The organism is Myroides sp. N17-2 (genome assembly GCF_002286775.1).
Classification (GTDB): Bacteria; Bacteroidota; Bacteroidia; order Flavobacteriales; family Flavobacteriaceae; genus Flavobacterium.
Map to the genome: position 1 here is coordinate 45,264 of NZ_NSGJ01000036.1, position 8,831 is coordinate 54,094.

Consider the following 8,831-nt stretch of genomic DNA (forward strand, 5'->3'; position numbering starts at 1 on the left):
ATAGAGAGGTCTTGTTCGTTTCTTGTTCTTATTGCTTTGATTTTTAGTGTATAAGTGATTGTTTTTGTAAATATTTTGAGAAGAGTGTTGCTATTCTTTTTTATTAGATACTAATGATTTGATAAAGAGTATTACCGTAAATCTGCAACCACTATTTACTGCATATTAGTGCTACTTCATAGTTCCTTCATTAGCTCTATGATCATACTACATTTTATATCGCTTGTTTTATATTGGGGTGCTTGTTTACTATTTAATAAGAAGCTTCAGAAGCAGATATAGTAGCTATGTTAGCGATACATTTTGTTGTATTGAAGTATTTATTACTGTTTGTGCTTTTATATTGTTTTTTCGTTAATGAATATATCTATTTGAAGATGTAAATTAGGGATTGTTGAAACAAATCATTATATTTAGTAATTTGACAATCAATAAATTGCTAGAATATGAAAAATGAAAATACACATATCATATTAAGGGGAATTACAGAGAATAATTTAAAAAATATAGACCTTAATATCCCAAAGGGTAAACTTGTTGTCTTTACAGGGATTTCGGGGTCAGGAAAATCATCTATCGTTTTTGATACTATTGCGGCTGAATCTCAAAGGCAACTTTACGAGATGTTTCCTTTGTTTATTAGAAATAAACTGCCAAAAATAGAACGTCCCAAAGGTAATTTTATTCAGAACCTTACTACATCGATAGTCGTTGACCAAAAGCCTATACACGGTAATGTTCGTTCTACTGTAGGTACTATAACGGATATAATTCCTATAATACGCTTGCTGTTTTCTCGTGTTGGAGTTCCATCAGCAGGTACAGCTACGGCATACTCTTTTAATAATCCATTAGGAATGTGTACTGAGTGTAGTGGTGTAGGGCGAAAGGTACAGGTAGATATGGATAAGTTACTAGATAAAAACAAATCATTAAATGAAGGAGCAATTCAGTTCTCGCCTTTTAAAGTAGGTACTTGGCAGTGGAATATGTATGCCAATTCTAAATTATTTGACAACGATAAGCCGTTAAAGGATTATACAGAGAAAGAATGGTTTGACTTTTTGCACGGTTCAGGATTTAAAGTTCGAACAGAGAAACTACATGAACCCAATCCTGAGGATCAAGGATTACCTCTAGAATATCACGGAATATATGAGCGCTTTAATCGTCTGTGGATTAATCGTGATATAAGCAAACTAAAAAAGAGTTTCCAAAAAGAGATTGAAGGCTTGCTTCATGAAGATGTGTGTCCTAAATGTAAGGGGCAGCGATTAAACGAAGCTGCTTTAGCTTCTAAAATTAATGGGTATAGTATCGGAGATTATTTTGATATGGAAATAGATGATCTTATACCGATTATGAATGAAATAAATGATTATATCGGTAGAGTACTAGCAGAGCGTACTATAATAGGTCTCAAGCATATCGCAGATGTTAGATTAGGTTATCTAAACCTGGGACGTAATAGTGCCACGCTCTCTGGAGGAGAAGGACAACGTCTGAAATTAGTCAAACATCTAGGAAGTAGTCTTACAGATATAACGTTTATTTTAGATGAACCTAGTGCGGGTCTACATGCGCATGATATTGATCGTCTTAATAAAATGTTGTTAGATCTTAGAGATAAAGGGAATACAGTATTAGTAGTAGAGCATGATAGAAATGTAATCGCTATGGCAGATGAGATTATAGATATAGGTCCGTTGGCAGGACGAGATGGTGGACGTGTGGTTTACCAAGGGAGTTTTAAAGGACTACTGAAGTCAAACACTATTACAGGTCAGGCGCTAAGTCAAAAGGCTGTTCTCAATACTCTGCCGCGTATAGCACAAGATAAGTTTAAGATATATAATGCATCTAGTAATAATTTAAAGAATATTTCGCTTGATATACCCAAAGGTGTTTTTGTGACTATAACAGGTGTAGCTGGATCGGGAAAGAGTACTTTACTAATGGATGTTTTAAGAAAGAATAACCCCGAAGCGATAGTTGTTGATCAGCGTTTAGTGGGGGCTAATTCTCGTTCTACACCTGCGACATATACTGGAGTTATGGATAATATCAGAAAGTTATTTGCTGATGCGAATAATGCACCTGTTGGAATGTTTAGTTTTAATTCTATTGGAGCATGTCCGGTCTGTCAGGGAAAGGGTGAGATATTGCCTGATATGGTATTTGCTGATCCTATAGCAATCCAATGTGAAGAATGTGCTGGGATGCGCTACAGTCAGCAGGCCTTACAATATACTTATAAAGGAAAACATATAGTCGATGTATTAAACCTTACTATTACAGAAGCATTAGAGTTTTTTGATGTAAAAAGTATTTATCACAAAATAGAAATTATAGAGGCAGTTGGATTAGGTTATTTAACGTTAGGGCAATCTGTGAGTACTCTTTCTGGAGGAGAAAAACAACGTATAAAACTTGCAAGTGAACTACATAAAAAAGGAAATATATATATTATGGATGAACCAAGTACGGGACTCCATGTTAGAGATGTTGCACAATTATTAGAATTAATAAACACATTGGTAAATAACGGTAACTCTGTTGTTGTGGCAGAACATCATCTTGATATTATTGCCGCAAGTGATTGGATTATTGATATGGGGCCTGAGGGAGGAAAGAATGGAGGTGAAGTTGTATTTGAGGGGACACCAATGGAGATTATTGAGGATCAAAAATCTTATACAGGTCAGTATCTTAGAAAAAGCTATCAAGTATAAGTGTTTTTGTAAATTATAGAAGAATGATGTAGCGTTTTTTAAAATAATTAAGGGATAAGTAACTTTAAACGAGTGTTTAAAGGTGCTGTGAGTGAACTTTGCTTCAAATTATCGCTATATGAAAACTTGTTTCTACAATCTAGAATACTACATTTGACTTCTACAACATACCATATAATATGAATATTACATACCAAAATGCAACTATAACAGATAATTATTTATTAACCGAAACAGCTTTAATTTCCAAGAGATATTGGGGATATAGTGAGGAGTATATTTTAAAATGGACAGATGACTTGACGATCACAGCGCTCAACTTTAGAAACGGAGAATTAGTAAAGTGCTTTTTAGACGATGAGTATATAGGATTCTTTGAACTTAGAGATAAAGGAGCTTATGTGCGTTTAGAACACTTCTGGCTCTTGCCTGAGTTTATTAATAAGGGATATGGGAGTATTATCATTTCTGAGATAAAAGCCAAGGCTAAGACCAAAGGATACAAATATATAGAGGTATATGCTGAACCTAATGCTAATTTATTTTACGAGAAGATGGGCGGGGAACTTATCAAGCAAATCTTGACGAGTGTGCCTGGGCGTATGATGAAGATATATCACCTAACTGTAGTAGAACAGAATTGGGTAAATCTAGATACAGCAGGACTTGTGATAGTAAAAGAGGATAAACTACTACTGGCTTATAGTAATAATAAGAAAGCATGGTATCTACCCGGCGGTAAGTTAGACAAGGGAGAAGACAGTCAGACAGCACTAATTAGAGAGGTAGAAGAGGAGCTGAGCGTATCATTAAACCCTAATCGACTAGCTTATTTATGTCGTATCACAGCACCTGCTTATGGAGAGAAACTCAATATTATGATGCAGCAGGACTGTTATACCTATCAGCTAAACGGCGAGGCGATTAAGGCTACTAGTGAGATAGGTGATGTAAGGTACTTTAGTTTTGAGGAGTATAGAAAGGAAGAAATACAGGTACCTGGTGTACTGATGGTGTATGAGGTGATTTAGGAGGAGAAAATGGGTGTTTCTGTTTTGTTTATACTTGGGGTGTACACACCCGACTTTGAGTAATAATTATCTGATATTTATAGCAATAGATTAATTTATTGTTTTATTTTTAGTTAAATAAAACAAATGGGACATATTTTAAAATATAAAAACATGAAAGAAGGATACATCATAAGAGATCAAGATAAAATACATTTCATTACTTGTACTGTAGTAAGCTGGATAGATGTCTTTACAAGAAAAGTATATAGAGATATAATAATATCATCATTAGAGTATTGTATTAAGGAAAAAGGAATGCTTCTCTATGGATATGTAATTATGAGTAATCACATACATCTTATTCTTCAATCTAAGCATAGTAAACTCTCAGATTTGGTAAGAGATTTTAAAAAGTTTACATCAAAGAGTACTCTTGAGGCCATACTAAATGAGCCTGAAAGTAGAAAAGAGTGGATGTTGAAATTATTTAAAGAAGCAACAGAGAGTCACTGTAGAAATAAGAACTATCAATTATGGCAATATGGTAACCACGCTGAGGAAGTCAACTCGTTAAAGTTCTTATGGGATAAGTTACATTATATTCATTTAAATCCTGTAAGAGCAGGTATAGTAGAAAAATGTCATCATTATATTTATTCTTCAGCTAGTAATTATGTTGAAAATAAAGGATTACTAGATATAGAGCTTGTAGATAATCCAATTGTAGATGTGACTAAAGCAAATCAGTTTTGGAAGTATAATACGTATGATGATTAGGCTCAAAGTCAGGAGACTTTGCGCAGCGTAGTAAGCTTGCGTGAAATAGTTTAAGCTCAAAGTCAGGAGACTTTGCGCAGCGTAGTAAGCTTGCGTGAAATAGTCTAAGCTCAAAGTCAGGAGACTTTGCGCAGTGTAGTAAGCTTGCGTGAAATAGTCTAAGCTCAAAGTCAGGAGACTTTGCGCAGTGTAGTAAGCTTGCGTGAAATAGTCTAAGCTCAAAGTCAGGAGACTTTGCGCAGCGTAGTAAGTTTGCGTGAAATAGTCTAAGCTCAAAGTCAGGAGACTTTGCGCAGCGTAGTAAGTGTGTATAATTAAATCCCCTCTACTTTTTTTGACCTATATCAATACTTTCTATTTAGAACAGTTCTTATCTTTGCCCTATGAATTTAATAAAGATACTTAGACAGATTAAACCTTTTGTGATGCCTTATAAGAGGCTGATAATTGGGACGTTAGTTCTAACCGCAATAGGTTCTTTTGCAGTACAGGTAAATGCCTTAATTATTCGCCATATGGTCGATACCCTAAATGATGTAGTCAGTGGGGTGAAGGATTTGGCTTGGGGGTATAAGATGCTACTATTTAGTAGTGTGGTACTGATCGTAAAGGAGATAGTGAATGCATTTATACAGTTTGGGCAGAAGTTCTTTGGGGAGAAACTGCGTATCTATGTCTCTAGAGATATATCACAGTTGATCGTTACTAGGATGTTGACCTACCGTATGGCTTTTTATACTTCTGAAGAAAATGACAGTGGGAAGTTGCAGACTCGTGTAGATCAAGGAGTGGGGAGTATTACAAGGTTAATACAAAACTTCTTTATTGATATCCTGCCTTTGTTTGCTAATGCTATTGTAGCGCTTATTTTTATCTATACAGCTAATGTATATGTTGGAATGGTTAGTACTGCGATGATACCTTTATATTTTTATGTGAGTCAACGTCAGGCAACCAAATTAAAAGGTTTTAGAAGAAAGATGCGTAGCTATAGAGAGAATAAGAACAATGGTATCATCTCACTTATCAACTCTATTACTGTGATTAAGTCTTTCGTTAGGGAACCTTTAGAGGCTGAGAAGCACGAGGAGATACAATATGACATGACAGAGAATCAACTGCAAACTAGACGAATGAGTTTCTTGTTTGATGCCATTAAAGGCTTTATTGAGCAGTTCGGATTGGTTGTGATTATCTTAATGACTGCTTATTTTGTATTAAAAGGAGAGATGACAGTAGGTGCGATTATGTTTCACGTTCTACTTTTTAATAACGTTACAGCGCCTATTAGACAGCTTCACCGTATTTATGATGATGTAAATGATGCGATGATCTACTCGGAGAGTTTCTTCGAAATTATAGAGGCAGAGCACGAGGTAGAAACTACGGGAACGTATGTACCTACACAGATAAAAGGAAAGATAGAGATTAAGAATGTATCGTTTGATTATCCTAATGGTACCAATGCTTTAAAGGATATATCTATGGTGATAGAACCTAACAAGACTACTGCTTTAGTAGGTCTTAGTGGAGCAGGTAAGAGTACTGTGATTAACCTATTAGATAAGTTTTACGCGCCGACTTCAGGACAGATATTTTTAGATGGAGTGGACCTTGCTGAATACGATACTAAGGAACTTCGTAAACATATCGGTCTTGTACTTCAGAAGAACCATATCTTCCAAGGGAGTATCGCTGAGAATATCCGTTATGGTAATGCTCAGGCGACTATGGAAGAGGTAGAGTTAGCTGCTAATAAAGCTTATATACACGAGCAGATTACAGAACTTCCACAAGGTTATGAATCTGATGCGCGTCTATTATCAGGAGGACAACAACAGCGTATCGCTATCGCTCGTCTGTTCTTAAAAGATCCTGCTATTATCTTCTTAGATGAGCCAACAGCAAGTCTTGATGCGATAGCCACAGAGCAAATCAAGAAAAGCCTTGATGCTATTAAGGAAAATAGAACAGTCATTATCGTTTCACATAGTATCTCTCAGATTATAGACGCAAATGATATTGTGGTGATGGAAAAAGGTAGAGTAGTGGAGAATGGTAAGCATGAACAGCTATATGAGAATAAGAGTACATACTACGAGATATTCTCTGCTATGGCCAATAGCTTAAACTTAGAGAAGATCTCTCAGACTTTACACCAAGAGTAAAGTAAACATATATATTAGGTTGTGTAATAGAGCCACTGCGTATGCGGTGGCTTTATTTTTTTAGTGCAAATTACTTTTTTGACTTATGTCAATGTTTTAGATATTCAAAAGTGGGTACTTTGCTGTATTAGAATGTGAGAATAAGTAGTTCTCTTATTTTGATCGGTTAATTGTTATAAAATAAAACACAACTCGTTGTATCAAGATTTACCCAACATTAGACTTGTTATGTGATTTAGACTCTCACAAATATTAGTTGTGATAAAAAAAGGCTACCTGTATAGGTAGCCTTTTTTTGTGATTATTGTTTTTAAAATAAGGTGATTTATAGGTAATTAACAATCACGAACGGTGATTAATGTTAATTTTAACATAGGGGTGTGTTAAAAAAGATTACGTAATTTAATTAGTATAATAGCTTAGCGTTTTTGTTTTAAAATAGATATATTAATTGAATATATTTATGTAATTAATTAATTTTATTAAAATTATTTAGTGATTGTTTGTGATGTATTGTGTTTTGTTTAAAGTTGATTTGTCTATTTGATATAGTGTGGCTATGTTTGAGAAACTAATTAATCAATTTTTTTATGAAGAAATTAAGACTTAAGTGGTTTTTTGTAGGAAGCTTTGTCTTTACTGCTCAGTTTGGTTTTGCTCAAAACAAAACTTTAAATGGAGTTGTAAATGAGGGAGGTATGCCTCTGCCAGGAGTTTCAGTTACTATACACGGAACTCATCACGGAACACAAACAGATTTAGATGGTAAGTATTCTATTAATGTTAAACCTGGTGATAAGCTAGTGTTTAGTTTTATTGGGATGCAAGACCAAGTTTATACTGTCGGAAGTGCAGCAACACATAACGTTGGATTGCAAAATATATCACAGGAACTAGAAGGTTTAGTGGTATTGGCTTATGGTCAGACTAAGAGTAGAAATGAGATTACAGGAAACGTAGTTGCTGTAAAAGGCGATATTATTGCTAATACTCCAGTAACTTCTGTAGATCAGGCATTACAGGGAAGAGTAGCGGGATTACAAATGGCTGCTACATCAGGTTCTCCTGGAGCTATGCAAAATATACGTATTCGTGGACGTAACTCTATTTCAGCATCTAATGAACCATTATATGTAATCGATGGTATACCGATGACTAATACCAATATTTCAGGAAATGTTAGTTCTACAGAAGAAGTAGTAGGGACATCATTATCATCATTGTCAGCTATTAATAGTGATGATATTGAGTCAATGACAGTTTTAAAGGATGCTGCAGCTACTTCAGCTTATGGAGCTCGTGGTTCTAATGGTGTTATTTTAATAACGACTAAGAAAGGTAAGCAAGGTAAACCATCTTTTAACTTCAAAACAAGTGTAGGTTTTCAAAACCCTGCACGTAAAGGACCTAAGTTTTTATCTGGCGAACAGAAAAAAGAATTATGGTTAGAAGCGATATACAATACTTATGGCGAAAGTAAGGGCTTTGAGCAAGAAGGAACTTGGGACTGGTATATGAGTAATAATGGTGTTTTTGGTGCTAATACAGATCTTAAAAAATGGGTTGCAGGTGGGTCTATTGATAATGATTGGAAAGAAGCAGTTCGCGTTAAAGATGCTAATATGTCACTATTGAATTTTTCTGTTAGTGGTGGAGATGAGAAAGGAACTTATTTTGGGTCATTAGCACACGAGAAATATGATGGTACTGTAATAGGATCAGATTTTAGAAAAGTGAATGGTAATTTTAATTTTACTAGAAAATTATCTGATAAAATTGATATTAAAGTAGGTGCGATAGTTTCTAATATTCGTCAAAATGGAATATTAGAGGGAGCTGCATACTTCTCAAATCCCAACCTTACTAAAATGTTTATGAGTCCTTGGGTTAATGTATATAATCCTGATGGAAGTTATAATATAGATACAGGTGGAGGGATACCTAACGCGCTGTATATTATGGAGCATAATAAATATCAAAATGATATTACTCGAGTAATATCAAATAATGCATTAGGATATAGAAGTCATCTTGACTTTTTAGTTTTCTGAAATTTCTTTAGTCCTATAACAATAAAAGCCATAAAATTCCACGCCATCCAACTAGAAAGTGTGGTGTCAAACCTATTGAGTAAAGAACGA

Annotated in this window: 5 protein-coding genes and 1 pseudogene; 5 read left to right on the top strand and 1 reads right to left on the bottom strand. The window is 34.7% G+C overall.

Annotated features, from left to right (window positions below; genetic code table 11):
- Positions 1 to 446 precede the first annotated feature (446 nt).
- The 5 genes from CF599_RS14110 (at position 447) to CF599_RS14130 (ending at position 8,741) form a co-directional block, all read left to right on the top strand.
- Positions 447 to 2,732 (top strand): excinuclease ABC subunit UvrA, encoded by a 2,286-nt coding sequence (locus CF599_RS14110; protein ID WP_121966653.1) that lies wholly within the window; start codon positions 447 to 449, stop codon positions 2,730 to 2,732.
- Positions 2,733 to 2,911: 179 nt separating this feature from the next.
- A complete protein-coding gene (locus CF599_RS14115) occupies positions 2,912 to 3,763 on the top strand; it encodes a GNAT family N-acetyltransferase (RefSeq protein ID WP_121966654.1) in 852 nt (283 codons plus the stop codon).
- A gap of 153 nt (positions 3,764 to 3,916) precedes the next feature.
- Positions 3,917 to 4,522, top strand: a complete 606-nt coding sequence (locus tag CF599_RS14120; protein WP_121966659.1) for a transposase — start codon at positions 3,917 to 3,919, stop codon at positions 4,520 to 4,522.
- Positions 4,523 to 4,905: 383 nt separating this feature from the next.
- A complete protein-coding gene (locus CF599_RS14125; protein WP_121966655.1) occupies positions 4,906 to 6,690 on the top strand; it encodes an ABC transporter ATP-binding protein in 1,785 nt (594 codons plus the stop codon).
- Positions 6,691 to 7,280: 590 nt separating this feature from the next.
- Positions 7,281 to 8,741 carry a TonB-dependent receptor plug domain-containing protein gene (locus tag CF599_RS14130; RefSeq protein WP_121966656.1) on the top strand — a complete coding sequence of 487 codons (1,461 nt, stop codon included), beginning with the start codon at positions 7,281 to 7,283 and terminating at the stop codon, positions 8,739 to 8,741.
- On the opposite strand, the pseudogene CF599_RS19920 reads toward CF599_RS14130, so the two are convergent.
- A pseudogene (locus CF599_RS19920) lies at positions 8,717 to 8,831 on the bottom strand (IS5/IS1182 family transposase); the annotation flags it as partial. The gene CF599_RS14130 and the pseudogene CF599_RS19920 overlap by 25 nt on opposite strands.

Bases quoted from the DNA above. Each gene is read 5' to 3' on its own strand.
- CF599_RS14110 (WP_121966653.1), top strand. From the start codon at position 447: ATGAAAAATGAAAATACACATATCATATTAAGGGGAATTACAGAGAAT.
- CF599_RS14115 (WP_121966654.1), top strand. From the start codon at position 2,912: ATGAATATTACATACCAAAATGCAACTATAACAGATAATTATTTATTA.
- CF599_RS14120 (WP_121966659.1), top strand. From the start codon at position 3,917: ATGAAAGAAGGATACATCATAAGAGATCAAGATAAAATACATTTCATT.
- CF599_RS14125 (WP_121966655.1), top strand. From the start codon at position 4,906: ATGAATTTAATAAAGATACTTAGACAGATTAAACCTTTTGTGATGCCT.
- CF599_RS14130 (WP_121966656.1), top strand. From the start codon at position 7,281: ATGAAGAAATTAAGACTTAAGTGGTTTTTTGTAGGAAGCTTTGTCTTT.